Raw genomic sequence first — 24,872 nt, forward strand, 5'->3', positions numbered from 1 at the left:
GCACCCCGGATCGGGGTGTGATCCAACCCCCGAGAGGACCCGAGTGAGCCAGCCGACCAAGCCCGCCAGGCGTGGCCGTCGCACGGTTGCCCGCCACGGGGCGCTCAAGTCGCCGAATCCCTTCGCCCAGATCATGACGATCATCGGCGTGATCCTGGCCGTCGTGCTCGTCTCCGGGTTCTCTGTCGCCGCGTATGCCGCGTACGACATCACCAGCAGCTACGCCAGCGGCGCCATCGAGATCGAGGGGCAGGACGCCGTTCCACCCGACATCGGGGCGATCGAGGGCGGCGTCAACCTGCTGCTGGTCGGCACGGATGCCTGCGAAGCGGCGTACGCGTCCATCTTCGGCGACCGCTGCACCGGCAAGGACGCCGCGGGCGAGCTCAACGATGTGAACATGCTCCTGCACATCTCCGACAACCCGCGCCGGGTGACGGTCGTCTCGTTCCCGCGCGACCTCATGATCCCGATCCCGGAGTGCACCGACCCCGAGACGGGCAAGACGTCGTCGGCGATGAGCAAGCAGATGCTCAACAACTCCTACTACTACGGCGGGCTCAACTGCGTCGTGCAGACGGTGCAGAAGCTCACCGGCGTGCCGATCCAGTTCTCGGCGAAGATCACCTGGGGCGGCGTGATCGAGATCACCAACGCCATCGGCGGAGTCGACGTGTGTCTCGCCAAGGGCATCAAAGACCCGTACACGGGCATCAACTGGCCCGCCGGCACGCGCACGATCCAGGGCGTTGAGGCGCTCCAGTTCCTGCGCACTCGGCACGGCGTCGGCAACGGCGGCGACCTCGGGCGCATCTCCAACCAGCAGCAGTACATGTCCCGCCTCGCGAACAAGCTCGTCAGTGAAGAGGTGCTCACGAACCCGGGCACGCTGTACAAGCTCGCCACCACCGCGGTCGACAACATCACGCCGTCGCAGAGCCTCACCAACCCGCTGACGCTCGTGCAGATCGCGCTCGCGGTCAAGAACGTGCCCTTCAGCGAGATCGTGTTCATCCAGTACCCGGTGAACGACGACCCCGCGGATCCGAACCGGGTGGTTCCGAACTACGACGCCGCCGAGGCGCTCTGGGCCGCGCTGGCGACCAACCAGCCGCTGCAGCTGACCGGCGAGGTGAGCCAGGGCGACGGTGTCGTCGTGGTCGAGCCGGAGACGCCCGCTACGCCTGACCCGGCGGCAACCACGGGGGCGACGCCGGCTCCGACCGAGACCGCGATCGAGCTGCCTGAGTCGATCGCCGGGCAGACCGCGGCCCAGCAGACCTGCTCGAACGGCAACGTCAAGGGCTGAGCGTGACGGCACCTTCCCGGGCGCCCAGGGCGCAGCCCACCCTGGCGCGCCACGCGGCCGCGGAGGCGCGGCATCCGATCCTCCGGCTGCTGTCGATGCTGGTGATTGCGTTCGCGGTCATCGTCGTCAGTCTCGGCGGCATCGCCGCGTTCAGCGTGTGGGACGCGACCACGGCCCTCGGCGACAACGCCGTCGAGCTGCATCCCGACGAGGTGATCCCGCCGTCCCTGGGCGCGATCGAGGGCGGCGTCGATCTGCTGGTGGTGGGCACCGACTCGTGCGAAGGGCAGGACCTCGCCCTGTTCCCGCGCTGCGCGAACAACGATTCGCCGGGGGAGCGCAACGACGTCACGATGCTCGTGCACATCACCGACAACCCGCGTCGCGTCACTGTCGTGTCGTTCCCGCGCGACATGCTCGTGCACGTTCCCGCCTGCCAGGATGCGGACGGCAAGCAGTACCCGGCGTCGAACGCGACGATGCTCAACGCCTCGTACTTCCGCGGCGGGCTGGCCTGCACAGCGCAGACCATCGAGGAGCTCACCGGCGAAGCCATCGAGTTCGCCGCGGCGATCCGGTGGACGGGCGTCATCAACATGTCCGATGCGATAGGCGGCGTCGATGTCTGCGTGGCGGGCGACATCAGCGACGGCAACACCGGACTGAGCCTCACCGCGGGCCATCACACACTCCAGGGAGCCGAGGCGCTGCAGTTCCTGCGCATCCGGCACGGCATCGGCGACGGCTCCGACCTGGGTCGCATCTCGAACCAGCAGCAGTTCATGTCGTCGATGGTGCGCAAGCTGCAGTCCGAGTCGGTGCTCGCCGACCCGACCGTGCTGTTCCGGCTTGCGACGACGGCGATGAACCAGGTGACCAGTCGCCAGCTCGTGCTGAGCCAGTCGCTCACGAGCCCGACGCTCATGGTGCAGATCGCGATGGCCCTCAAGGATGTCGCGTACGAAGACATCGTTTTCGTCCAGTACCCCACGTATTACCGCCCCGGCATCGGCCGCAGCGATGTGATGCCCGTCACGGCGGCCGCCGAGGCGCTGATGCAGGCTCTGCGCGACAACCAGGCCATCACTCTCACCGGCGATACAAGTCAGGGCTACGGCGTCGAAGTCGAGGGCGAAGCGGCCCCACCTGCTCCCTCGTCGACTCCTTCGGCGACTCCGGATGCCGCGGCTACGCCGTCTGCGACCTCCGCCGCTGAGGAGCGGGTCGAGCTGCCCGACTCCATCGCCGGGACCACCGCGGCACAGGTGACCTGCACGGTGCCGCAGCGCTAGCGCGTTCGTTCCCTCAGGCGCGAGCGGTTATGATTGCTGGGCGCATTCAATCGCTTCGGCGACAGGATGCCTGGAGACGTCGCATAGTTCGGCCTAGTGCACCACCCTGCTAAGGTGGAGACCCCTCACGGGGTCCGAGGGTTCAAATCCCTCCGTCTCCGCTCACTGTTTTGGCCCTCGATCCCTTGAAAACACTGGGATCGCGGGCCATAGCTTTCTCATAGAATCGCCGTTTGCGTAAGGAATGCGTAAAGTCGCGGGCACATCGCTCGTGGCCAGTCGCGCATGCGATCCCGAATGGTGTTGAGGACTTGGCGGTACGACGGGTTACTCCTCGCTCGAGACAAGCTCTACGAGCCCACCGCTCACCCAGCTCGCGACCTCTTCGAGCTCGGCGGGGCTGAGCTCGATCCGGGCGCCCCGGCATAGCCCGAGCACGTTCTCTGACCAGATCGCAGCTAGATCGGAGGCCGTCGGCTCGCCTTGAAGGTCGGCGCCTGCGAAGAGCAACCCATTGATGACGAAGTTGATCGATGCACGCCCGATCGGGGAATCGCTCTGGGCACACTCGTCGCGGACACGCTTCGATGTCTCTGTGCGACTGAACGGGAACAGTGCGAGGTCGAAGGCGAGCTGTTCCAGCAGCGCACGGTACGCCGACTGGCTGAGAGGTGGGACCTCGGTGATGCTGCTCACCTGACGTTGCAGTTCGTCCGGCCCCGGAGCCGGGGCGGCGCTGGTGGGGGTCGGCTCAGGGATGTCTGCCTGGCTGAATCGCGTCGCATCCCACACATATCCGGGAGTGCGGGTGTCGACCGACAGATCCGGGAGAGTGCGCTCGAGCCATGCGCTGAAAGAACCCGAGTCATCCCAATTGGAATCGCGAAGGTATGGCTCAACACGGAGAGCGGCAGCTGCCGCCGCTGAGAGGGCCACAGGACGGGCTGCGGACTCGGCGAGATGGCGAACCGCATTGGCAGCGGCTCCTGGATTCGCGGCTGCGGCCGTTGTTGGCTCGGCAGAGTGGCCGGTACCTGACGTCGTCTGACCCTCCACCGCAGGGGCGGGCTCATGCGGCTCCGGTCTGGTCAGGAGGGCAATCAGTGCGTCCGCTCCCAGGACCGTGTCTGCAGAGGCCCGATAGGCGGCCGCTGCTGGCCCTGAAGTGATGATCGTCACATGACGGTCCGCCGCTCGGCAACGCGCAATGAGCGGGGTGAAGTCGGCGTCCGCGCTGAGGAAGATGAACTCATCGAACGTGGTCCGCGCGCTCAGTGCGTCCACGGCGTCGAGCACGAGGTTGATGTCTGCACTTGACTTGCCCTGCTGCGTGAGTGAGGGGCAATCGACCACTTGGAATCCGGCTCTGGTGAAGTTGGGTCGGTAGCGAGAGAACGGTGCCGGGTTCAAGTAGCACTTGCGAATCAGGAAGCGGCGGGTGAACGGCCCATCCACGTCGGACCCTGTTGCAAGGATGTCGACCCAACGCGCAGGATCTTCAGCGAACGACTTTGCCGCGTCGGCATCGAGGCGCTGGAGTCCTGAGTAGACGTTGTCGAAGTCGACGAACATGGCCGAGCGGAGTCTGCGCGATCCGAGCGGCCCAGCTTCACCATGAGTCACGATCACCATCTTGCCCGGCGAGATCCGATGTGAGGCTGAGCCGAGCCGGTTGACGGCTCAGGATCGCGTAACGCCCTTGTTCTGCACTTCTTCCGTTTGCAGCGCACGTAGACGTTGACCTCGCAGGGTTACGGCTGGACCATCTCCCACGTCACGTTCGAGTCGTCGAGCATGGTCACGTTGATGACGTAGCTGGACCCTGACGCGCCTGTCGCGGTACACGAGAACACATCGCCGACGCCAGATGACGGGTTCGGGGGACACGTGACGACTACCGCCTCGCCCGTCTGTGCGGTCGCCCAAGTCCCGATCTGCGATTCCAAGGCCGGGACGTCGAGCTGGTTCGCGTTCACGATCATCGTGCCGCCGATCAAGACGAGGAAGATGGACGACACCACGAGGGCGAAGATCGACTCCCGCTTCTTCGTGGGTCGCCGTATGGCGATCACAAGGCCGATGATCGCCAGAATGAACGCAGCGACCACCATGAGGATGTTGAGCGCGCCGAAGACGAGTCGCATCACTGGATCTGCGCCCGTCAGAAACCACAGGATGGCGCTGACGCCTAGCACGAGCAGCAAGATCAGAATGAGAGATGCCTTCGCCGGGCCGTTTGTCGACGTCAGCGGTGCTGAGGCGTATGAAAAGGAGCCGTACGGCTGGGGTTGCCCGTAGTGCGGACTCGTCGCGCTGGACCCTGAAGCGGTGCGGGCTGGCTGGCGCACGGGTTCGGCAGGGCGAACGTGCTCTGTCCAGCGAGTGCCGTCCCACCAGCGCGTTTGCTGGGTGTTGCTGTCGTGCAGCCAGCCGGGCGGGGGTCCGCCCGCGCTCGTTCCATCTGTCATCGTCTCCCCAGTCACATGAGCGGCGCCCCCGCGCCTGGCCTAAAGAGAAACGTATCGGGTCGTGACGACAGACTCGCGACACGTATCCCCGCCACTCGGTCAGGCGTCATCGTGGCTACCCATCTGCCACACGCCAACCTTTGTCGCTGCTCGATCAAGAGCGCTGGCCACCGCGTCGAGGTCCTCTTCAAACAGGTCCGAGTACACGTCGAGCGTCATGGCCGCAGACGTATGGCCGAGCATGCGCTGGATTGTCTTCACGTTCGCGCCCGACTGCACGGCCAATGACGCAGCCGTGTGCCGTAGGTCATGAATCGTCATCAGCGGCAGGTCAGCTTTCGCGAGCGCGGTCTTGAACCATGACTTCGAGCCATCACTCGTCCGGGTGCGCCGCATGAAGCCGCCGTCCCGAGCTGAGAACACCAGCCCGTCGCTCGAACTACCTGCGGTTGCGACCAGGAGCTCCTCGACGAGAAACGCCGGAACCGGGACGAGCCGGCCCTTGTGTGACTTCGTCGTACCGACGTGGATCTGACCGTGCACCTCGACCGCATTCGCGTGGATGTGGAGCCGACCCTTGGCTGCGTCGATGTCTTTCACACGTAGCGCGGTCGCCTCGCCCCACCGGATGCCGGTGTACGCAAGCAGCAGCACGAGCAGAGCACGATCGCCGGAATGCCGCGCGAGCCGCATGACCTCCTCGTGGGTGAGGTAGCCGTGCCGACCTCGGGTCTTCCTCGGCAGTCCGATCCTTCCCATACGCGCAGGGTTCGATGCAATTCGGCCGTCATAGACGGCGTCATCGAGGATGCTGGCGAGCACCCCGAACGTCCGGATGGTGACCGTCGCCCCGAGCTCGCCCGTCAGCTTCGCGACCCAAGCGCGAACGTCGGTGTGTCGAATGTCCGCCACTTCCCAGCGTCCCCAGATCGGCTTCACCCTCAGACGCCACGCGGTCTCTACCGGAGCAAACGAGGATGGCTTCATCGACGCCCGCTTCGCTTCGAGCCAGATAGGCCCAAGCGTCTCGATGGTGACCTTGGCAGCCTGAGGGTCGATGTACGCACCCTTCGCACGCGACGTCTCGATCTCGGCGAGCCAGACCTCGGCATCCCGCTTGCGAATGAAGCCACGCCTGCCGCCGTGCGAACCGTCGGGCTTCTTGTAGCGGACCTCGTACCGCTTGCCCTTGGCCGTCGTGTAGGCCTGGACGCTACCCACCCGCCGGTCGACCGGCGTTGTAATTCATGCCAACGAGGCGGCCCGCCTTGCGTGCGTCGATGATCCACTGCGATGCGGTGCGGTGGGGGATGCCGAGCTCATGCTGGAGCAACTTCGCCGGCGGCAGTCCAGCCAGCGCCGCGCTGCCGTAGAGCAGCTCGACGACCTCCATGCGAGCATCTCCTCCACCGCGCTTAACGACTTCGGCTGCGACAAGCGGCGGGAGGATGCGCCCTGCAGCCGTCGTCAGCTGATCCACGGACAGCCATTCCGCGAGCGGATCGTCCTCGTCCTCGAGCGTCAGGAAGATGCAGCGCGGGGCCGCCGTCTGCACGATCGCCTGCATTCCCACCTTCGCGACGGTGGGGTAGTTGAGTTCGACGTCGTCGCGCGTGGCGGTGTTCGTCACGCCCTTGATGACATAGCGACCCTCGCTGCGCACGTAGCGGGCCGTGACGGATGTCTCGACCCCCACAGCCGCATCCATCGTCGTTGCCACGAATGCGGGCGCGATGCGCAGTGCGGACCCGATGGGCTGGGTGGCTTCACGCCACGTCACCTTCCGACCATCGAGTGTCTTCACGTCGACCTTCACCTCCCTAGTCTGTCTAACCGCACGGCGCTTCTGCATTACCTCTTGCATAGGGTATCAGAAAGTGCTTCACTCAGGTTAAACCTACTGGAGGATATGCAACGGAGGGTCAATCGTGTTCACACTCACACCGATCGACTGCACTGATCCGGACCACACCTACCTCAGCCCCTTCGAGCTGGCCGAACGCCTGAGGTGCCCGCTCAGCCGGCTAACAGGGTGGCGAAAGTACGGCGGTGGCCCGGAGTTCACGAAGTTCGGCAAATCGGTCGCATACAGCGTTCGCGCCATCCACGACTGGGAGAAGGCGAATACCCATCGGCAGATCGGCGATGGTCGGCTGAGCATGGGGCGGCGGTCGAGATGACCAGGGTTGTCGTCTACACGACAGGTGACGCCTGCATGCAGTGCAAGCTGACAAAGCAGGTGATGGATGCTGTCGGCCTCGCGTTCGAGAGCATCGACATCACCGAACCCGCCCACGCCCGTGATCGCGACCATGTGACGCGCGACCTCGGCTACGCGAGCGCTCCGGTCGTGGAGATCGATGGATGCGAGCACTGGTCGGGATTCGAACCCGAGCGCATTCGGGCGCTCGCCGCACGTTTCCAGCTTTCATCGGGCATCGAGGAGCGCTGAACCATGGCTGAGGCCTTTCGGGAGGGCCGGGGCCGGGAGGCGGCCTCCGAGGAGGAACGGATTGAACGGAAGCGCGCGAGCGCTCTGCGATACAGCGAAAAGCACGCTGACCACATTCGACAGAAGAGTCGGCAGTGGAAGGCCGCGCATCCGGAGAAGGTGAAGGAGTACAGAGACCGGTTCAATGAAGTACACCGAGATCGCGTCCTCGCCGAGAAGCGCGATTACGCCCGCCGACGTGTAGCTCAACTTCGCAAGGAGGCGGCAGAGAAGGAAGGCCGTCGCGTGAAAGCGCGGAAACGCTACGCGGCCAACCCGGAGGCGCACCTCGAGTATCAGCGGGAGCGCCGCGCGGCTCAGCGAGCAGCCGACCCGGAGGGATACCGCGAGGCGAAGCGGCTGCGCAACAAGCGGTGGCACGACACTCACCGCGAGCAGGAGAACGCGAAGCTGCGCGCCAAACATCGCGAGAATCCCGAGGCGAAGCGCGAGGCGGCGCTGCGCTACTACGCCGAGCACGGTGGAGAGGTGAAAGAGCGGCGCCGCGCGTACTACTGGGCGAATCGGGAGAAGCAGCTGGAGACGCAGAGGCAGTGGCGGGCGCGGGAGAAACGTCGGCGCGAGGTCGGGCTTCCCGCGCGCCGGATCCACCGGCTCCCACAGCAAGAGCTCGCCGCGAACCGCGAAGCGGCCGACGACTTCTTCACCCGTCCTCGCAGCCCAGGAGATCTTGCGGTTCTCCGCAGTGAGCCGAAGCCCACGCCCAAGGAACTCGCCGTGTGGGCGCGAGACTGCGAGCGTGCTCGCATCGCATCAGCCATCGCCGAAGACGCTGACCGCGCGCGTCCGGTTCGCACGAGCGAGCAGCGGGCGCGAGAGGCGACTGCACGGGCCAAACGAGAAGCGGATGCCGCGGAGCAGGCTCGCATGGACGCGATCGCCCGCCTCATCAACGACCGACTCCGCCACGAACCGCGCCGCACTGCGCCGGTGCATGCGCCGCGTCCCACATTCACGATGACATCTGGAGGACTATCGCTATGAACATCCTGACGAGAGGAGCCGTCGTGTTCTTGGAGCCCGAGGTCGTCGACACCGTCCTCGCCCGCGTAGCCTCGGCGACATTCGCCTACTACCCCGGGAAGAACGTCGAAGAGGACGGATACACCGTCTACGAGGATGTCGACTGGGCGATGGCTCCGGCACGAGGGCTGGACCCGCTCGTGCGCGCGGAATGGCGTCGGCGAATCGCCGAGGTAATCTCGAACCCTGACGCCGATCGTCGTGCCTTCATCGCCGATCTCAGGGCGCTGGCAGGGCCGCGATGACCAGCCCTCCGAGCGCGAGAGTGTGGCGGACGTGTCCGGGTTCGCGCCGGGCTTTCGATGCTTCTATGTGTGTCAAGCGGTCCGTGATGAGTGGTCGTCGGGGTGGTTTCCTTCCTCCGACGGCGAGAGGGTAGCGGGGAGGTGACGACTCCGTTCCTGTCGTTCGCTATTTGCAGACTCCGCTCTCCGCTGCGCTCCGAGCTCCGCTTATCAACCGCTCACTCGGGCACTCCGTCCTCACCTCCCCGCGTGATCAGCCGATTGTCGGAGCGAAGGTGACGCTCGAGGAGGATCCATCGGGTGCGCTTCCATAGAGCGGTCAAGAGTCACAGACGGCATATGCTCGGCTCTCCGCTTCGCTCCGGGCCTCCGCTATTCCACGACCCGGCACTCCGCCACCCCCAACCGCTTGATGCGCCAATGTCGGAGGGATGGACGGAACTGGGCTGAGGAATGTGGATACCGAGGAGCGCCGTAACTGAATGTCTGTGCCCCGGATCACACTGGCCCCAACAAACCCCTCCGAGAGTCTGAGGTTGCCATGAACACGCAGACCGTCTTCGTCATGGCGTTCACTGCGCTCGCGGTGTGCAGCGTCGCCTTCATGCTCGTCCTACCCGCGCTGGCGTCGGCAGCTGTGCACGGCAACGGTCGCGGAGGGCTGAGACTTGCAGTCCTGTTGGGGGTGCTCACTGCCGCCGCGGTCGCGATCTCCATCGCGCTCGGCGCGAATCCGGAGGCTTACTCGACCCTGGCTTGATCGCTGCTCAGCAGCTTTCTTGGCTGGGGGTCGTGGCTCAAATCGAGATACCGCGGTCAGGTTGCGGCGCCGGAATGACCGGCGTGGGCGCCGGTGCGGGGCTGGGCGGACGCGAAACCGAAGTTGCCTCCCTAATCGCAACCAGTTGGCGGACAACGTTCGCCTCGACGGTCGGCCGCGCGACCGAGTCCTGCGGCAGCCCGAGCTCGGGAAGAACCTCCCGCAATGCGAGCTCATGCAACTCGATCAGCACCTCTGCCAACGGCTCTGCGATCGAGCGCAGTGACAAGGTGTAGTCCGTCATCGCTCGCAGCTCTGAGAGCCACCGCATCGCCTTCGAGGCAGACATCGGCGCAGACTGCTCTAGTTCGAGTACGCGTCCGGCCCCGACGAAGCTCGTTTCATCGGTGCGAACAGCATCGAATCGCAAGAGACCTTCACGGTCCAGGACGGTGACGCGATCAACGCTCGGCTTTGCCTCAAGTGCGGCGATTAGCTCACGCGTCTCCGCGAACCTCGTGTCGTGCTCTGCAACGCCCGTGAAGGGCGTCGACCGTCCGGCCTTCGCGTCGAGAAGGAACTTGGATGCTGTCGACAGCAGGCTCTCGGGCCTCGGTGTGGCGACCATGACGACCCGGGTGGTGAACCCGCTGTTCGAGAACAGACGGATGGCGGTGAGGCTGGTCTCCACCGCGCTGCGTGCTCCGTCGAGCAATAGAGATCGCCGTGTCGTGCGCGCGTGCCGGAGAGCGCCTTGCATCCAGGTTGCAGCCGATGTGGCAAGTAGGCGCGGAGCCTCCGGAGAGCGCGAGCGCGAGAGCTCAAGAAACTGCGGATGGAATGCGCGAAGTTCAGCCGCGGAGACCCTCGCCATCCCGTCAGGCGTTTGACGCACCAACTCGCTCGCAGCGCGGAGCGGCGCAGCGCCGGGCTGACCGACGAGGAGCACCATGACCGGTGAGCCGGCCGAAGGGGGATCGGCGAAAACCACCGGGGCGATCTTCTCGTCAAAGAGCCTCTGAAGCTCCTCGTCGCTGAGTGTCCCGTTGGTCACCGCAGAAGTCCTGAGAGTTCGGCGACGCGCTCGTTCAACCGCTCGAGGAGAGCATCGACGTCTGCGCGATCGAATGCATTGATGCTGAGCAGGTCGAGTTGAATGCGTTGGGCTTCGATGATCGCCAGTGCTGGCTCGAGAGCGTCAGCGTCGGACACGGCAAAGAGAAGCGCTGTCAGGGTGTTCGCGGCGTCCCGCGCAGCTTCGTACGCAGCTGCATCACCTGCGCGCCACGCCGAAGATTCGTGCCCCATTCTGCCTCCAGCCGAATTCTATCGAGCCGCTGACCGGGTCAACGAAGGAGTGCGGTGTCGCTGGAAGACCCGCGCGGCGCCAGGCTACGGGCACAATCGCAACAGTGACGATTAGCCACCGTGGATGCTCGGTCCATCGAAATGCACTGGTTGCTGCTGCTGTTGCACAATCGTGGGTGTGTAGACGTGTCCGCAAGCCGGGCAATTCCAGCCCCCGGGAATGTCGCGCATCACGATGCCGTCGTTCGGGCACCGGGGCTGCGCGCCGTCAAGCATGTCGCTCACATCAGGAGCGTATCCCGGCGGTCTGTCATTCGCGGCCCGAAAGGTCGTCCCTACAGCTGACCGGTTCGCTACCTGCCTGGAGCTCGCAAGGGATCCCTCAACGGGCAAGTCCGAAAAGACCGCTAGCYGGCTACATCTGGCGTTGAGATCAGATGGTGGGGCTCAGTCATCGTCATCGACGTAGACGAATGCCTCGACGCCAGAGGCGAGCACGACAACACGACAAACGTAATCAGCGACTTCGTATCGGTCCGTTGCTTCCAATTCCTCGTCGTTCAGCGTTCTGCGAACGATGCCCTTCAGCAACGCTTTACGCATCTCGCGAGGGAATCTCGATCCTCGCGTCGTCGGGGAGGGACGAGGAATCTCGGGGTGACCCGGACGGGCCGAGCGACTTCACCCGAGAGGTCGTCGCGTGTCTGAATGCGGGGTCGCGCCGGTCCACCATCCTTGATATCTACTCATGGGCGAACGAGAAGGTGCCGACTCAGGCACCAGTGCTTCGCACGTTCGGTTCACGCCACTCCGCGATTCGAGCGATCGACAGGGCAACGACAGACCTCGATCTCTTGTAAGGCGGGGCGGCTCTTTGCGCGCCTCCCGTCGACGTCGATGGCAGCGCCTAACCTAGTGGTTGATGGCGATACCGACCTCCGACACCCCCACCCTCCGCAAGGCTCGTGGTGCGTTCTTCACCCCAGATGGTGTGACGAGGCACCTGGCCGAGTGGGCGGTTCAGAGCGCTGAGGACGCGGTGTTGGAGCCTTCTGCGGGCGAGGCAGCCTTCCTCGTGGCGGCGGTCGATCGCCTCCGCCAACTCGGTGCAGCAGAACCCATAGTCCATGGGGTCGAGTTGCACCATGAGTCAGCGCGCGTCGCTCGCGAGCTCGTAGCCGACGCTGGTGGCATTGCCAGAATCCGGGTGAGCGACTTCTTCCTTACTGAGCCCCGAGGCACCTACGCGGCAGTCATCGGGAATCCGCCCTTCATCCGTTACCAGGACTTCGCTGGCGAGGCGCGCGATCGCGCGCGCTTCGCGGCGCAGGCGCAAGGAGTCGCACTCACCGGGCTCGCCTCGTCGTGGGCTGCGTTTGTCGTGCATGCCGCCGCGCATCTTCGTCCAGGCGGCCGACTCGGAATGGTGCTCCCTGCGGAGCTTCTTTCAACCAATTACGCGGCACCCATTCGGCAGTTCCTCCTCGAGCGATTCAGCAGCGTGGAGTTGGTTACTTTCGAGACGCAGATATTCCCAGATGCCGAGGCTGACACGGTGCTCGTGAAGGCTGCGGGCTGGCTGAGCGAGCCCGCAGGCGTTGCGACCCTCCGGCAGACCCGAGATGCGACAACGCTTGAGTCCCTGTCCGTGGGTACGACCTGGTCGACCGTCGACCCGGCGGCACGCTGGACGCCATTGCACATCCGGGATGAGACCGTCGAAGCCATTGCGGAGCTCATTCCGTCGGGCGCCTTTGTCCCCCTGCAGGAGTTCGGCGACACCACGCTGGGTATGGTGACTGGCGCAAACAAGTACTTCACCCTCTCTCCGCAGCGCGTTCGCGAGCTCGGGATTCCGAAGCGCGACCTTCTCCGGGTATCGCCTCCAGGCTCTTCGCACCTCCGCGGGCTCGCGCTGACGGATTCGGCGATGACGCGCCTCGGTCGGACTAATCAGGCAACGTGGCTTCTCTACCCAAGCGACCGCCCGGCGCCTGCGACGCTCGCGTACATCGAGAGCGGGCATGCAACTGGCGTCGACACTGCGTACAAGTGCCGCGTTCGGAAGCCCTGGTGGCGGGTTCCAGTGCTCGCTCCTGCCGACCTGCTCCTCACCTACATGAATGCGGACACCGCTCGCATCACGACCAACCAGGCACAAGCTCGCCACCTAAACAGCGTCCACGGGGTTTACCTCAAGCCAGAGATCCGCGACCTCGCCCGCGAGGTGCTGCCGATTGCGTCCCTGAACTCGCTCACCCTCCTCAGCGCCGAACTAGTCGGCCGCAGCTACGGCGGCGGCGTGCTAAAAGTCGAACCTCGCGAGGCCGACCGCTGGTGGATGCCGAGCGCGGCTGCGTTGGTGAGACACCGCGACGCCCTTGTCGAGCTCAAGCCGAGGGTTCAGCGGCTACTGCAGGCCAAGAATCTGCGGGGTGCCGTCGCCCTCGTCGATGAGATCCTTCTTGACGACCTACGTGACGCACAGCTCCGCGGCGTGCGCGCAGACCACGATTCATTTATGCGGCGACGAGTGACTAGAGGTAAGAGTGGCTGAACCAAGCCTGAAGCAAAAAGCATGGCCGCTGTTCGACCGCATAGTCGCGGATGCCGCGGATGCTCCGCTCTTCGAGCAGGGGCCGTGGAACGGCGACGCCTACTTCCCCGACATCCCGACGCTCCAAAAGCTCCTCGGAGTGCCCCGACACCTGAACGCGAACAGTCAGAGCGGTGTGCCGGCATTGGCACTCGATGTATGGGTCGCCTACGAACTCCGCCGCGCCGGGTTCGCCCCGGACGCAGTCTGGCCGCGGGCGGCTCACCCTCGGGTGATGCCGGCCCCGGTGGCGAACTACATCACAGGGACGACGAAGGAGCTCCGCGGCAAAGTCGGGGCGCAACTCACACGCTTGACGCCGATGAGAGGCGTCGTCGCGACTGATGCGAAGGTGCTCGGCCGCCACTACATCAAGCAAGTCGACGTTGTCATGAGCGCCTGGGAGACCGGCCCCGAGGTATTGATCTCAACCAAGCGCATGGACTCGTCGTTTGGAAAGAATGCGGCCAACCGCATCGAAGAGGCCTACGGCGATGCGAAGAACTTGCGATCGCGTCACCCACTCGCTGCTCACGGTTTCGTCTATGGACTCCGCTCGACCATCCTCGAATCGGAGCCTGACAAGGCTCGCTGGCTCATTGACCTCCTCGGCAAGCTGTCTCAGGAGGACGACGCATACGACGCCGTCTGCCTGTTGATGCTCCACTACGAGGGTGCAGCGCCAGAAGGTTCGGAAGGTGGCCATGAGGATGAAGAGGATGCTGTTGCGGCGGAGCTCACCACCGAGATCGCGGTAGATGAAGACGATGGCGGGGAGCTATTCGCTGACGAAGACGTCGTTCTCGGTGACATCGACGAGGTGATCGATGGGCTCCCTCATGTGAGCGTCATCGACCATCCCGACGTGCCGCCGTCTCTCGGCGCGGCCGCGTTCCTCAAGAAGACTGTCGAGCATGTGCTGCGGGCAACACCCATCACGATGCACCGAGGCGCTCGAGAGCTCCACGGCTGGCCGGTCGGCGAGGACCCCGCCGAGAAGAAGCGGCGCGCGGCCAAGAGGGCCGCTGGTAAAACTGTTGGTCCCATAGACATCGTCGTCTAAGCGGTCGCTCACCGGGAGCACCGCGCGATCGCTGATGACGGCCCGATGCGCGCAGAAGGCCCGGCCGACGCTCGCCGATAAGGCTAACGCTAGGCGGCGCCTTCGCTAGCAATTGGGGTCAGGTCACTCTCGGAATCTGGACCCTCCTGCATAGCGGCCGCCTGTTCGAAAACATCGTGTGGGAGATATGCGGCGTACTTGTCGCGTAGCGACGCAAGTCCTACGTCGTGGCTCGATTCATACTGCAGTGATTTCTGCACGAATTTCAGGCGGTGGTCAGCGTCACCAATCACCTCGGCCCAAGTGCGAACTATGAGCCGATACTTCTTACTCTGCTGCACCACCCCGTAGGGCAGGTTCTCCTGACTCCGCTGCTCCTCCACTGTCTTCGACACCTCGTTACCTACCAGCCAAAACTCCCAGGTCGCGTTCGGCTGATCGAATCGCTCGTCGTTAGTTATGGCGCTGGCATAGCTCCGCAGCTGAGAGACGTCTTCGTCGTTCAGTCTGTGACTCGGGCGCTTTAGCTCGACGACAAGGTGGGCGTAGTGATTGGCACGCGTTTCCAGTTGCCGACCAAGTACGAGGTCGGGAATTGCGTCGGATCCGTCCTCCCGCAGAACCGGCTTTCCGCTTGCGAGTTCGACATCGAGGCCCAGCTTTGCGAGGTACTTCTTGAGCACCTCTGTCAGTCGCTCGTCATCGCCAGTCAGGGACCACTCCTCCCCGAATAGCCATGTCTCGTGCGCGAGGATGCGATGTAGCTGACGTCGTTCMAATAGCCGCTTCTTGGTCTGTCTGTCGAAAAGGAGAGCGTTCAAGCCGTTGATGAAGTCGATCCGGTTTCCCACCTCCTTGCCCATGGCAATGAGTTGCGTCAGGGTGGTCCGCTCGAGAATCTCACGCAACTCATCGATCCGCGCGGCTGGAAGCTGCGAGAACTGACGGAGAATCGGCAGGAGCGCCTCAGGGTCATTCTCGAAAGTCTCCTTTAGGAGGCCGAGCGCAAGTGCCTTCGAGGATCGAGTCTTCGACTCGTCAACCGTGCGCGATGCCGCGAGCGCCACCACGTTGAAGGTGTCGCGGGTTGCGCGTTCCACGTCTGACTTCGGCTCGCCTTTATAGGGATACACGCCTTCTGCCCGCCATCGCTGGACCGTTTCTGCCTCTCGTCGACGGGAGGACGCGGCGAGGTGCTCCTTGAGGGCCGCTCGGCCAACTTCGACGACTCTTCCGGCGGACGATTCCGTTTCACCTTCGAGAATCAGTTGTTGGTCGTGGTCGAACCCGTTCCACTCGAGGTAGGCGGTGAACTCCGCTCCAATTGCTTGGACCGCTGGTGGCATCTCGCCGACGATGGCGCCACCGTGCTTGCATAGATACAGCCGCCGCTCGACGTTCGCCAGGTCCCACTCGATAATCGTCAGAGTCGCGCTTCCGGCCACACCGACGGGCAACTGAAGCTGAACCGGCGTCCTGGCCGTGATTACGGTGGACGGATCGATGTCGGTCCCGAGAAAGTTGATGTGGAAGTCGGGGTGCCGGTCCAGGTGCAGCGCGAACTCCATGAGGAGACGTTGACGAAGCCCGCTGGACTCCTCCAACGCTGCTACTGCCTCCGGCGTCACGCCGATCATGTCAACGGTGGTGCCCGGCGTCGTTTGATTAAGAGGTATCTCGTCGATCTCGAAACCGTCTAGGTCGGACTTGGCACCCGTGACTCGTATAGATGCAAGCGCGCCACCGTCGGTCGCTGCGCTGGTCGACGTCCATTGCACGACCGACCCCAGAGAAAAGGCCGCGTACCGTCCGCGGCCATACTTACCGTGCACAGGCCGGCCGCCGTCGCTCGTTGAGCCTGGCGCGAGCTTCCAACTGTCGCCAACGTGGGAGAACGCTACTTCGGCCCGCTCGCGATTCATCCCATTGCCGTCATCAGCAACCCTGACGATCTCGACCCCACCTATCGGACCAGCATCGACCGAGATGGAGACCGTCGTTGCATCCTCGTCGAACGCATTCCATACAAGTTCGCAGAGCCCAACGGGCGGCGTCTTGACATAGCTCTCGAGAAGGCTCTTCCCGGCCGAAACTTGGATGCGCACCACTCGCTCATCGTTGCATGCCATCCAGGCGGGATGGTTTCAACATGCTCTGCGATTGACGAGTTGCGGGCTGCCACCCGGGTCCGCGATGACGGTTCGAGAACCGGCCGCCTCGTCCGGAAGCCGATCCATCAGAGCCCCGGCCTCAGGGCTTGTGAATCTCCGCCCAGACATGGCCACGCCTGAGAACGGCTTGAAGGGCGACTCGGACGATCGCAAAGTCCCGCCCGCGGTCATGAACGATGTGATGCCCGCGAACTGTGAACTCGGACATGTTGATCCGCAGGAGTCGGAACCCTTGCGCGGGAATCAGTTCATCGCGTCGCAAATCGTAGCGGCGTCGTTGACCGTCAGGTCCGCCACGCGGAACCCCGGACACTGTCAGTACATCGAGCTTGTCGAAGTGCGCCACGCTCTCCGTATGTTGGCGTTCGTTGAACTCCATAACGAGCCCAAGCGACTCCCAATAGGCGTCAACCGGCAACATCACTCCCCGCGGGTTCTTGGGGAAGGGGTCGCCGCGAAGCCAATCGAATCGATGCTCCCGCGAAGCGGGGATTTCGAGCACTTCGTCGCAGAGGTCCGTCACATAGTTCTGGTCTTGCCGAGTCATAGTCCAAGTCTGTTGGCACAGCTCTCCCCTGGCGCGATCTTTGCGTCATTCCAAGGCGCGTGCCGCCCGCGCCACCAACCATCGCAGCCCGCATGCCGGTCCCTGGGCGACGCTGGTGCGACAGTCATTGCTGCGACCGAGTTCCGCGACATTGCTGCGGTGATGAGTTGCAGTAGGCCCACTCGCGAAACGGCCCGATGAGCGCACCACTAATGAAGCCGGCGAACGGAATCCCGCGCAAGAGCCCCCGCGAAGCCCCCGCGCAGAGCGAAGACCCCCCGCGAAGCAACGAGAGAGCAATGCACGCAGGCACTTGCTGTGTAAGCACTCGTAAGTTAGACACATTCGGCGTACCCTGAACCCATGCGCGGTGGCCTCGAACGCTGGAAGCGGGGTGTCGAATCGCAGGGGGTTCGGCAGGCGCTGGCGTACGCGTTCAAGGGCAGTTGCGACTCGCACCTTCGCAGCGTCACGGGCGTCGAGGCGCTCGCCGCTTACAGCGGCGGCGATGCTGCCCGCGTCACTCGGTTCGCGGTCGCGGCCGGCTCCATCACGATCGACGGCCTCGATGCGGACGAACTGCGCCGCTGGGTCGACGGCCACGACCCGCTCACCGACGAGCCGCGCGGCCGCGAACTCACCTCTCCGCACGCTGACCTCATCCTCGACGGCACCATCAATGCCCCGAAGTCCTACAGCATCGCCGCACTGATCAACGAAGAGCTCGCAAGCGAGTACGAAGCCTTGCAAGACCGCCTGCGCACGCGCATCATCACGACCTGGCAGCGCGAGCTGAACGCTCGGCGCGGCGCGGGCGGCAGCGTCCGGGAAGCACTCAAACGTATCGAGGTCGTCGAACTGCAGCACAGGCGGTCGCGGGCGCTCGACCCGCACATCCACCGGCATCTGTGGCTGAACGTCAAGGTGCTCGGCGAGGACGGCAGGTGGTCGAACGTCGACTCCCGCGTCGCGATGAAGCTGCACACGCTCATCAACGCCGAGGGGGAGCTCGCGGCTCGCACCGACCCGGCATGGCTCGACGCGCTCGCCCGCAACGGCTACACGCTCAACGACGCGGGCGAGATCACCGAGCTCGCGGATGCCGTGCGGCCGCTCTCGCGGCGCTCAAACCAGATCGAGGCGAATCGCGCCAAGTTGCTGCTCGAGTGGCGGTCGGAGCATCCGGGACAGGAGCCCGACCACGACATCCTGCAGCACATCGATCGGCTGGCGTGGGCGAAGAATCGGCCGAACAAGCCCGGTGTGGTGGACGAGTCCGAGTGGGAGCAGCTCATCCGAGACGAGCTGCGGGCGATCGACCCCGATCTGCTGCGGACGCGGCCGGCGACGCGTCCGCGGGCGGTGGCAATCGAGGACGTCGACCCAGATCTGCTCGCGGCGCGGGCGATCGTGGATGCCGACTCCCGCTCGACCGCGTGCGGCGGAAGGTTCAGCCGCTACGACCTGCGGGCCGGGGCGACGCGTGCGGTCGCGGCATCTGGAATCGTCGCCCACCGCGACGACCTGCAGGAACTCATCGATGACGTTGTGGAGCGCGGCCTCGCTCACATCGTCGACCTGCTCGAGGCGGAAGGCGAGCGGCCGGAGCACATCAAAGGCTTGATGGCCGCGACGACCGCGGGTATGAAGGTCGCGCTCGCCGCGCGGTTCGATGCGCTGACAAGCGCGGGGGAGGCGGTCAGTCGCGAAGACATCACCGACATCGCGGATCAGATTCTGGATGCCGACCTCACGCTCGACGCAGGCCAGGCGGATGCCGCGGCCGCGATCGCCGGCACCGACCGGCTCGTGTCGGTGACGGGGCCTGCGGGTGCGGGCAAGACGACGATGCTGCGCGTCGCGCGCGCGGCGCTGCAGCGGCAGGGACGACAGTTGATGGTGGTCGCGCCGACGAAGAAGGCTGCTTCGGTCGCGGGTCGCGAGATCGGCGCGACCGCACTGAGCCTTCACGCGCTGCTCGCCGACCACGGATGGCGCTGGGGTCGCGATGAGGCCGGCGCCGAGATCTGGGCGCGGCTGCGCGTGGGCGACATCGATCCGCGTACCGGTGCGGTGTTCGCGGGGCCGCGTCGGTTTGCGCTCCGGCCCGGCGATCGGGTCGTCGTCGATGAGGCCGGGATGGTCGACTTGCAGACCGCTTCTGCACTCGCGGCGGTCGCCGGCGATACGGGTGCGGGCATCGCGATGGTCGGCGATCACCTGCAGGCGATGCCGGTGGGCCACGCCGGTGCGATGGCGTGCATGACCCGCCGCGCCACCGCGGTCGTCGAGCTGACGGCGGTGCATCGCTTCCGCGATCCCGAATACGCTGCCCTGACCCTTCGCATGCGGGAGCCTGCTTCGCGCGACGAGGCCGTTGCGGTCGCTGCCGAGCTCGATGCTCGTGGTGCGATTCATCGAGTGGCGGATGCCTCGCAAGCCCGCGACGTGATGGTCGAGGCCTGGTTTCGCTGGGCCGTGGGGTGTCGACGGGTGGCGTTGGTCACGAGCACCAACGAGGAAGCCGATGCGATCAACGAGGCCATCCAGGAACGGCGCGTGGAGCTGGCGCAGCTACGCGCCGACCGGCTTGCTGTCGGGCAGGGGGAGCAACGCTTGCTGGAGGGCGACGTCGTGCAGACTCGGCGGAACGACCGGGTGGCGGACGTCGACAACAGAGCGTTGTGGACGATCAGGCGGATCGGATCGTCGGATGTCGAGTTGACCGCGCTGGGGGATAGCGGCGACGTGCGGCGGGTGTCGCTCGAGTATGCCGCCGAGTACATGCATCTCGCGTACGCGGCGACCGTGCATGGGATCCAGGGTGAGACGACGGATGCCTCAATCGTCGGTCCGGGCGTGGACGCCTCGGGGCTGTATGTCGGGATGACGCGGGGGCGGGTGCACAACGAGGCGATCGCGATCGCGTGGAATTCGGATGTCGCGCGTGAGCAGATCGCGGACAGCATGATGCGGGGCGTCCAAGAGGTGAGCATCGACGACTCGGTGCGGGCTGCCCGCAGTGAGCTTGGGAGGGCTGCTCGCGTGCAGGCGGCACCTCGTCGTGACGGCGGAGTAAAGGGGGCGGTCCGTGTCCGAGGCTCCGATGCCGCTCGGGCGGATCGGGACGGCGATTGGCTCCCGGCGGCAATCACTACCCTGGTCGCGCTCGAGGCTCAGATCGGCAGCGAGCGCGCGTTGCACCACGCGCGCCGGCCGGTCGACTCAACGCGGCACGAGCGGTTGGTCAGTCAGCGCGACCGGCTCCGTTTGGTCATCAGAGATGTTGCTGGGGCTCAGGAGAGTGCGGCTGAGGCGGCGCTGAAGCCTGAAGCTGTCCCGCGCGACCGTTCGCGCGCTCCGCACGAGGTAAACCACGCCGTGGATGGCGCCTCCCCGGGTCTCTAGCCGGGCGAGAAGGTCGACCCCGCTCAGCACGGCTGACCGCGCGCGTTTGGCGCCCCCATTCGTGCATCTCACCGGGCCGGGTAGGTGGGCAGTCTTGGTCGTCGGTTGACCCTACGGCGTGAGGGCCGGCCAACCCAATGCCTTCTGCCGCCCGCACAAGGACCGGCATTCGTGCGCAGGGATAGGTCCCGGCAGTGTCTGTACGAACATTCGTAGCGAGACGAACGGACCGGCACTTAGCGGGCAGTTGGCATGGTTCGACATCGCCGTGACGAGCGTCCCCCTACACTCGTCATGCGTTGCCCAGATGAAGAAGGCGAGAGTCGATGAGCACTCAAGGCAGACCTCCTCGATTCTGGCCTTGGGTCGTTGCTGCGATCGGGGTGATTGCCGGCGTCTTCGGAATCGTTACATTCCTGACGGGTAACAATCTTCCCGACTTCTTCAACCAGTCCAACTCCGGTAACGCCGGCACGGAAACCACCAATCAGCCCACGTACGAGAAGATCATCTTCCCTGCGACGGTCTTCGACTTCGCACGAATGGACAATCCGACGCGCCAGTCGTACTTGCTGACTGCCTCCGAAGCTGGCGCGACCGCCTATGCCTACAGCTACTGGCAAGATCCAGCTTCCGTGTGGATGGACGCGACTGCCGCCGCAGGCGGAAACACTGCCACAGTTGTGGGTCACATGGTCTCTGAGGCCGATGCGGCCGGCCAGCGCACCGATTCGGATGGCCCGACCACGTGTGTCTGGGATCAGGACAGCGATCCGAACACTCCGATGCACTCTGTCAAATGCTTCCGCATTGACAACTCGACTAACCGCGCGCTGATTATCTGGACCGAGGCCCAAAGCGTCGGGGATCCCAACGCTCGCCGCCTCACCGAAGAATTGTGGAATCAGACAACGTGGGAGTAGGGAGCCAGCAGGTAGGTGCCGCTTCACCCTTTACGAGGCAATCGTCCAGCACATCTGAGTGGCGCCCTAGGCTATTTGTCTCGCGCACGGAAGGCGGCTGCACTCCACCCCGTTGGTCCGCCCTCGTCACCCAATGCGTCCGCTCTGACCATCTGAGCGCGTAATGACCCAGCGCTGGAGTGCGACCGAACGAGGGCGCGCCAATTCATAGCTGTATCGGCATGCACGGCTACGCTTGGCTGATTGTTCGCTTGTTCGTGGGATGGGGAGTCCGTTAGTGGCCGCAGGGGATTGGCCAACCCACGACAACAAGGCGTGGCGGGCTGTACTTGATAGAGCCCGTGCGCTCGGCTGGCCAACGCCTGCGTGGACGTCGAGTCATCCGAAGCTTGTGATGAATTGCCCCGCTGGGAACCCAGCCTGCACAATCACCGCATTTTCTACAGGCAACAACACCGAGCGTGTGGCCATTCAGTCACTCGCTCGCCTCGATCGCTGTCCACACAGGGCAGTCAAGGATGACCTTGCCAAAGTGGATATTGCCCTAGACATGGCCGAGCGGTTTCTCGGCGCGGCTGAGACGTTGCGGCAGCGTGGGGTCGCGGGGGCACGCTTGTCAGAACTTCTCGAACTAGCGAGCACCGAAGTGGACGCGGCAGCCAAAGTACTCGAAAGAGAGTTCGACCATGTCAGCGAGACATACGAGGAATTGAGCGCACTGGCCGGCACTCTCTTGGAGAGTGACCCAGACACGGTTGACTTCTCGCAAGTCACCGCGGAAGCGGACTCCAATCTCCGCACGGCCCGGAAGGTGCTCTCGGAGCTTCCTAAACGGAGCGACGCGGTTGCTACTCGTCGCGAGCGTCTCGATGTACTTGTGGGTCGCCGGGATGCTCTTCAGACGTAGAAGGATGCTTAGTTGGCAAATGCCAACCTGACAGGTAGAGTCAGGCATAGGAGATTGGGCCGATGATGAATATTGAAGTCACGCTGCGCGTGTCCGGGATCGACCTTGACGACCCGGRAACTGCCGACGTGCTTGGCGAACTCTTTCCAAGCTTGCTTTGGCAGGGCGAGGGGCGATGCATAACGGTCTCGTTTGAGGTACGCGAGCAGAACGCGCCGGCCGAGGTTTTGGATGTCGTCCGAGCCCTAGAGACTGCAGTACCCGGCTTTGTGGCAGTCCGAGTTGACCGCGACCTTGTTTCGACGTCTGATATTGCGACTCGGGTGGGCGTCAGCCGAGAGGCGGTGCGCAAGTGGAGCCTAGAGACGGACTTTCCAGTGCCGTTTGCCACAGTCAGCGGAAACAAACACGCTTGGGCATGGGGAGAAGTTCTTGTTTGGCTCGACGCCTCGCGGGGGATGGCACTTGGGGAGCGGCAACCGACCGAAGCTGTTGCAGTTCAGATTGACAACTGCCTTATGAAGAATCCCGATGCGACAACCGTGCGCTGGGAGCGCGTCTCGCGACCCGCTCCCCGCGCGAAGGCCATCTCGGCCACCTTCCGGGACGTCGTGCCGCTGGAGGAATGGCGAGAACAACGCCAGATGACCGGAGTGCGCTCTGCGCTCGAACATAGTCTCCGTCGGATGGCGCAGCGGTGACGCTGCTCACAATCAACTCCACATTCAGCCCAGAGGTAGCGCCACAGGACGTCCAGCGGATCATCGACGCCACGAAGGTGGTTGACGTCCGGCTGGATGAGGTTCACGCCGGGCCAGTCGGAAGCATCGGCCCAGAGATGTCTGTCCACGTGCAGGTCGAAGAACCGCAGCTTGGGCACCTCGACGAGCAGAATCGCGTGCTTGTGCGGTTCTCTCATTCGGTCGAATGCTCACCATCAAATGGCGAGGGTTCCCCGACAAAGATTCAGCTCGCGCACGTGGTGACTTTCGACGTCATCGAAGAACTCGAGACCACTTGGCCAGCTGTTGCCGCATGGATCGAGACGAACGCGTACTTCATCGCCTATCCGTACGTGCGTCAATCGGTGAGCACGCTGACGACCAACCTCGGATTGCCGGCTCTAGTGCTGGACTACTTGGGACGAGACGACCGTCCCTTCTCGTCTTGGGAAGAGTCTGAAGCGGGGCATGATCCCGCCGATTAATTGGTCTGGGCCCGTCCCGCTTGCGAAACGAAATGCGGCATCCGGCGAACGATGGCACGGGGTTCAAACGATCCGAAGGGGCAGCCCCGTCGCTAGATTCGGGCCCCGTGTGAGTCGTTTTCCATTTGATGGGTACATTGCCGAGGGTGGTCGGCTGGTGAGGTGTAGCCGAGCGATGAGTGCCAGCGGTCGCGGTCGTACTCGGTCAGAAAGCGCCGAAGCGCACGCCGACAGCACTGCACCTGACCTCGACTCGATGACGAGTTCTGCCCCATTCGGCGAGGTTGCACTCCCCGCTCGCGTGGCGATCGTTCGTCCCACCCAGAACGTTACGGCTAAGACCTCGCGGCCGGCCAGCTTCGACTCCCTCGGGCATCGAAATCGATCCTTCCAGCTACGAAGGCGAGCATTCGTGTCGAGCTCGGCGGCGACGTCTACGTTGCGTCGTGGACCCCAAACACTGACGGGGACAGGGAACGTTCTGGCGTGATCCGAGTCGGCGGCGCGGTTCTTGGGCGTTACGTGGCCGCGGGCGGACCTCGGACAATTCAGACCACCGCGGACGGCTACAGGATCACCTGACTGGTCGTGCCGGCGACGCTCGATCACACCGAAGAGCGGCGCAGGAGTACCATGACTCCCACGCCGCTCTCCTGTTGCGATGGGTCAGCGAGCAATCCCGGCGTCGGTGTACGAGACCGGCGCTGCTACCGGCCCCGTAGCGGATCTCTCCGCGACGGGGCCGCTAGCTTTTGGGGAACGCTCGACGGCGACCGCGGCATACTTCAGCGACGCGCCGACGCTGTCCGCGACGACGTCGCGCGTCTCGCGAGTCTGACCGGTCTCCTTGTCGGCGTAGGTGCCGAACCGGAGGTCACCTGCGACGATGACGGCGTCGCCCTTGCGGAGCGAAGTCGCCACATTGCGCGACTGCTGGTTGAACACCACGACGCGATGGAACACCGTGCCCGCGTCCTCCCAGCGGTTCGTTGTCTCGTTGAGACGCCGGTCGTTGACGGCGACAGTGAACCGGGCGTACTCGTTGCCCGACTCGCTCGCGCCGTGCTCGGGGTCACCGGTGAGGTTGCCCTCGATCGTGACCGGGATTCTGGTCGTCATCCTTCTTCCTTCCC

The 24,872-nt window shown here is 64.5% G+C and carries 23 protein-coding genes, 1 tRNA gene and 1 pseudogene; 14 read left to right on the forward strand and 11 right to left on the reverse strand.

Annotated elements, in window-relative coordinates:
• Positions 1-43: 43 nt before the first annotated feature.
• The 3 genes from ACXJ3V_RS12645 to ACXJ3V_RS12655 all read left to right on the forward strand — a co-directional run bounded on the left by ACXJ3V_RS12645 (position 44) and on the right by ACXJ3V_RS12655 (position 2,762).
• On the forward strand, positions 44-1,309 hold the full coding sequence (locus ACXJ3V_RS12645; protein WP_457100666.1) for an LCP family protein: 1,266 nt from the start codon (positions 44-46) through the stop codon (positions 1,307-1,309).
• Positions 1,310-1,311: 2 nt separating this feature from the next.
• A complete protein-coding gene (locus ACXJ3V_RS12650) occupies positions 1,312-2,601 on the forward strand; it encodes an LCP family protein (protein WP_457100667.1) in 1,290 nt (429 codons plus the stop codon).
• A gap of 72 nt (positions 2,602-2,673) precedes the next feature.
• Positions 2,674-2,762: transfer RNA gene (locus ACXJ3V_RS12655), tRNA-Ser, on the forward strand.
• A 166-nt stretch (positions 2,763-2,928) separates the two neighbouring features.
• Here the strand turns inward: ACXJ3V_RS12655 and ACXJ3V_RS12660 are convergent.
• The 5 genes and pseudogenes from ACXJ3V_RS12660 to ACXJ3V_RS12680 all read right to left on the reverse strand — a co-directional run bounded on the left by ACXJ3V_RS12660 (position 2,929) and on the right by ACXJ3V_RS12680 (position 6,885).
• Entirely contained in the window at positions 2,929-4,173 is a 1,245-nt protein-coding gene (locus ACXJ3V_RS12660) for an NYN domain-containing protein (RefSeq protein ID WP_457100668.1), read from the reverse strand.
• A gap of 179 nt (positions 4,174-4,352) precedes the next feature.
• Complete coding sequence (locus ACXJ3V_RS12665) at positions 4,353-4,796, reverse strand: DUF4333 domain-containing protein (RefSeq protein ID WP_457100727.1); 444 nt, start codon at positions 4,794-4,796, stop codon at positions 4,353-4,355.
• A gap of 162 nt (positions 4,797-4,958) precedes the next feature.
• A pseudogene (locus tag ACXJ3V_RS12670) lies at positions 4,959-5,069 on the reverse strand (DUF2510 domain-containing protein); the annotation flags it as partial.
• A 99-nt stretch (positions 5,070-5,168) separates the two neighbouring features.
• A complete protein-coding gene (locus ACXJ3V_RS12675) occupies positions 5,169-6,290 on the reverse strand; it encodes a tyrosine-type recombinase/integrase (RefSeq protein WP_457100669.1) in 1,122 nt (373 codons plus the stop codon).
• Complete coding sequence (locus ACXJ3V_RS12680) at positions 6,283-6,885, reverse strand: hypothetical protein (RefSeq protein WP_457100670.1); 603 nt, start codon at positions 6,883-6,885, stop codon at positions 6,283-6,285. Before ACXJ3V_RS12680 ends, ACXJ3V_RS12675 begins: the two co-directional genes overlap by 8 nt.
• Positions 6,886-6,997: 112 nt before the next feature.
• Here ACXJ3V_RS12680 and ACXJ3V_RS12685 point away from each other — a divergent pair, with 112 nt between their 5' ends.
• From ACXJ3V_RS12685 to ACXJ3V_RS12705, 5 genes are all read left to right on the forward strand, one after another.
• Positions 6,998-7,249: a hypothetical protein gene (locus ACXJ3V_RS12685; RefSeq protein WP_457100671.1), complete on the forward strand. Its 252-nt coding sequence runs from the start codon at positions 6,998-7,000 to the stop codon at positions 7,247-7,249.
• Positions 7,246-7,521 (forward strand): glutaredoxin domain-containing protein, encoded by a 276-nt coding sequence (locus tag ACXJ3V_RS12690; RefSeq protein ID WP_457100672.1) that lies wholly within the window; start codon positions 7,246-7,248, stop codon positions 7,519-7,521. The genes ACXJ3V_RS12685 and ACXJ3V_RS12690 overlap by 4 nt, the downstream gene beginning before the upstream one ends.
• 285 nt (positions 7,522-7,806) lie before the next feature.
• Positions 7,807-8,565 (forward strand): hypothetical protein, encoded by a 759-nt coding sequence (locus tag ACXJ3V_RS12695; RefSeq protein WP_457100673.1) that lies wholly within the window; start codon positions 7,807-7,809, stop codon positions 8,563-8,565.
• Positions 8,562-8,849: a hypothetical protein gene (locus tag ACXJ3V_RS12700; RefSeq protein WP_457100674.1), complete on the forward strand. Its 288-nt coding sequence runs from the start codon at positions 8,562-8,564 to the stop codon at positions 8,847-8,849. Before ACXJ3V_RS12695 ends, ACXJ3V_RS12700 begins: the two co-directional genes overlap by 4 nt.
• Positions 8,850-9,390: 541 nt before the next feature.
• Positions 9,391-9,609, forward strand: coding sequence for a hypothetical protein (locus tag ACXJ3V_RS12705; protein ID WP_457100675.1), 219 nt, complete (start codon positions 9,391-9,393; stop codon positions 9,607-9,609).
• A gap of 37 nt (positions 9,610-9,646) precedes the next feature.
• Here ACXJ3V_RS12705 and ACXJ3V_RS12710 read toward each other — a convergent pair whose 3' ends face one another.
• The 3 genes from ACXJ3V_RS12710 to ACXJ3V_RS12720 all read right to left on the reverse strand — a co-directional run bounded on the left by ACXJ3V_RS12710 (position 9,647) and on the right by ACXJ3V_RS12720 (position 11,520).
• Entirely contained in the window at positions 9,647-10,663 is a 1,017-nt protein-coding gene (locus ACXJ3V_RS12710) for a zeta toxin family protein (RefSeq protein ID WP_457100676.1), read from the reverse strand.
• On the reverse strand, positions 10,660-10,917 hold the full coding sequence (locus tag ACXJ3V_RS12715) for a hypothetical protein (protein ID WP_457100677.1): 258 nt from the start codon (positions 10,915-10,917) through the stop codon (positions 10,660-10,662). The genes ACXJ3V_RS12710 and ACXJ3V_RS12715 overlap by 4 nt, the downstream gene beginning before the upstream one ends.
• A 447-nt stretch (positions 10,918-11,364) precedes the next feature.
• Positions 11,365-11,520: a hypothetical protein gene (locus ACXJ3V_RS12720; RefSeq protein ID WP_457100678.1), complete on the reverse strand. Its 156-nt coding sequence runs from the start codon at positions 11,518-11,520 to the stop codon at positions 11,365-11,367.
• Positions 11,521-11,839: 319 nt separating this feature from the next.
• On the opposite strand from ACXJ3V_RS12720, the gene ACXJ3V_RS12725 reads away from it, so the two are divergent.
• Positions 11,840-13,474: an N-6 DNA methylase gene (locus ACXJ3V_RS12725; RefSeq protein ID WP_457100679.1), complete on the forward strand. Its 1,635-nt coding sequence runs from the start codon at positions 11,840-11,842 to the stop codon at positions 13,472-13,474.
• Positions 13,467-14,576 carry a hypothetical protein gene (locus ACXJ3V_RS12730; protein WP_457100680.1) on the forward strand — a complete coding sequence of 370 codons (1,110 nt, stop codon included), beginning with the start codon at positions 13,467-13,469 and terminating at the stop codon, positions 14,574-14,576. The genes ACXJ3V_RS12725 and ACXJ3V_RS12730 overlap by 8 nt, the downstream gene beginning before the upstream one ends.
• A gap of 89 nt (positions 14,577-14,665) precedes the next feature.
• On the opposite strand, the gene ACXJ3V_RS12735 is transcribed toward ACXJ3V_RS12730, so the two are convergent.
• Positions 14,666-16,684: an ATP-binding protein gene (locus ACXJ3V_RS12735; RefSeq protein ID WP_457100681.1), complete on the reverse strand. Its 2,019-nt coding sequence runs from the start codon at positions 16,682-16,684 to the stop codon at positions 14,666-14,668.
• Positions 16,685-16,826: 142 nt separating this feature from the next.
• Positions 16,827-17,294: a hypothetical protein gene (locus ACXJ3V_RS12740; protein WP_457100682.1), complete on the reverse strand. Its 468-nt coding sequence runs from the start codon at positions 17,292-17,294 to the stop codon at positions 16,827-16,829.
• Between the two features lie 363 nt (positions 17,295-17,657).
• Between ACXJ3V_RS12740 and ACXJ3V_RS12745 the strand changes: the two genes are divergently transcribed.
• The 4 genes from ACXJ3V_RS12745 (at position 17,658) to ACXJ3V_RS12760 (ending at position 23,739) form a co-directional block, all read left to right on the forward strand.
• The gene (locus tag ACXJ3V_RS12745) at positions 17,658-20,702 is read left to right on the forward strand and encodes an AAA family ATPase (RefSeq protein ID WP_457100683.1); all 3,045 of its coding nucleotides are present in this window, start codon (positions 17,658-17,660) and stop codon (positions 20,700-20,702) included.
• A gap of 326 nt (positions 20,703-21,028) precedes the next feature.
• Positions 21,029-21,625 (forward strand): hypothetical protein, encoded by a 597-nt coding sequence (locus tag ACXJ3V_RS12750; RefSeq protein ID WP_457100684.1) that lies wholly within the window; start codon positions 21,029-21,031, stop codon positions 21,623-21,625.
• Between the two features lie 969 nt (positions 21,626-22,594).
• Positions 22,595-23,233 carry a hypothetical protein gene (locus tag ACXJ3V_RS12755; RefSeq protein ID WP_457100685.1) on the forward strand — a complete coding sequence of 213 codons (639 nt, stop codon included), beginning with the start codon at positions 22,595-22,597 and terminating at the stop codon, positions 23,231-23,233.
• Positions 23,230-23,739, forward strand: a complete 510-nt coding sequence (locus tag ACXJ3V_RS12760) for a hypothetical protein (protein WP_457100686.1) — start codon at positions 23,230-23,232, stop codon at positions 23,737-23,739. The genes ACXJ3V_RS12755 and ACXJ3V_RS12760 overlap by 4 nt, the downstream gene beginning before the upstream one ends.
• A gap of 666 nt (positions 23,740-24,405) precedes the next feature.
• Here ACXJ3V_RS12760 and ACXJ3V_RS12765 read toward each other — a convergent pair.
• Positions 24,406-24,858, reverse strand: coding sequence for a single-stranded DNA-binding protein (locus ACXJ3V_RS12765; RefSeq protein ID WP_457100687.1), 453 nt, complete (start codon positions 24,856-24,858; stop codon positions 24,406-24,408).
• Between the last annotated feature and the right edge of the window lie 14 nt (positions 24,859-24,872).

The organism is Microbacterium sp. P5_E9, assembly GCF_054049175.1.